General features: G+C 67.3%; 1 protein-coding gene. It reads right to left on the bottom strand.

From position 1 onward, the window contains the following. Window positions 1-27: 27 nt before the first annotated feature. Window positions 28-1,271, bottom strand: a protein-coding gene (locus ACWDEN_RS48110; RefSeq protein ID WP_450864477.1) for an IS3 family transposase whose coding sequence is annotated in 2 segments (ribosomal slippage) — window positions 28-989 and window positions 989-1,271 — 1,245 coding nt in all. Because the reading frame shifts where the segments join, the coding sequence is not laid out codon by codon here. Window positions 1,272-1,321: the final 50 nt, after the last annotated feature.

Genomic DNA, 1,321 nt, shown 5'->3' with positions numbered 1-1,321 from the left:
TGAAGCGCTCCGGGATCGGTGGAGGCTCTATGCGTTGGCTCCAGCCGCCGGTTGGGGCTGGTGTTGAGCGTAGTGGTTGGTCTCGTGTTCGTGGGGCGGTATGTCCCCGATGGCGGTATGGAGGCGCTGGTTGTTGAACCAGTCGACCCATTCCGCGGTGCCGAGCTCGACGTCGGCCAGGCCGTGCCAGGGCCTTCGGGGCTTGATCAGCTCCGTCTTGTAGAGGCCGATCTGGGACTCCATGAGCGCGTTGTCCAGGGCGTCGCCGACGGTGCCGATCGAGGCGTCGATGCCGGCCTCGAGCAGGTGGGCGGTGAACGCGAAAGACGTGTATTGACTGCCCGCGTCCGAGTGATGAACGAGCCCGGGACCTGCGGGAATGCCAGCCCGGTCGCGGCGCCACAGGGCCATGTCCAGGGCGTCGAGGACGAGCTTGGCCCGCTTGCTGGTGGCGGCCGACCAGCCGACGATCGCCCGGGAGAACACGTCCACGACGAAGGCGACGTAGACGATGCCCGACCAGGTGGCGACATAGGTGAAGTCGGCGACCCACCGCTCGTTCGGACGGGATGCGGTGAAGTCGCGTCTGAGCAGGTCAGAGGCCCGGTCATGGCCATCGTCGCGGATGGTGGTGCGGACCTTCTTCCCGCGTCGGGCACCCTCAAGACCAAGGTCACGCATCAGCCGGGCGACCGTGCAGCGGGCCACGGGTATGCCCTCGCGGTGCAGCTGCCGCCAGACCTTCCGCACTCCGTAGACACCGAAGTTGTCGGTGTGGACGCGGCTGATCTGCGTCTTCAGCTCCGCGTCGCGGACGAACCGCTGGCTGGGGGTGCGGTTCTTGGCGGCGTAGTAGGTGCTCGTCGCGATCTTCAGTCCATGGCTGGTCAGGACTTTGCAGATCGGCTCGACTCCGAACACCTGCCGGTGGGCGTCGATGAACGCTACGAGCGCTTCGACGGCCGGTCGAGCTCGGCCGCGAAGAAAGCCGAGGCCGCCTTGAGGATCTCATTCGCCCGGCGCAGCTCGGCGTTCTCGGCCCGCAGCCGCTTGATCTCCGCGGCCTCCTCCGAAGTCACCCCGGGACGCTGGCCGGCGTCGACCTCGGCCTTACGGACCCACGTCCGCACCGTCTCAGCGGAACCGATGCCCAGCTTCGCAGCGACCGCCTTCATCGCGGCCCACTCAGTTGGGTAGTTGGGGCGGACCTCCGCGACCATGCGCACCGCACGCTCACGCAGCTCGGCAGGATAAGGGGACGGACGGGCCATGACTCGATCCTCTCAGGGAATCGAGCCTCCATCAGACCCGGAGCGGTTCA

The sequence above is a fragment of the Streptomyces sp. NPDC001153 genome (genome assembly GCF_053598315.1).
Note: the sequence above shows the minus strand (reverse complement) of the source record. Positions and strands in the feature narration are given on the sequence as shown.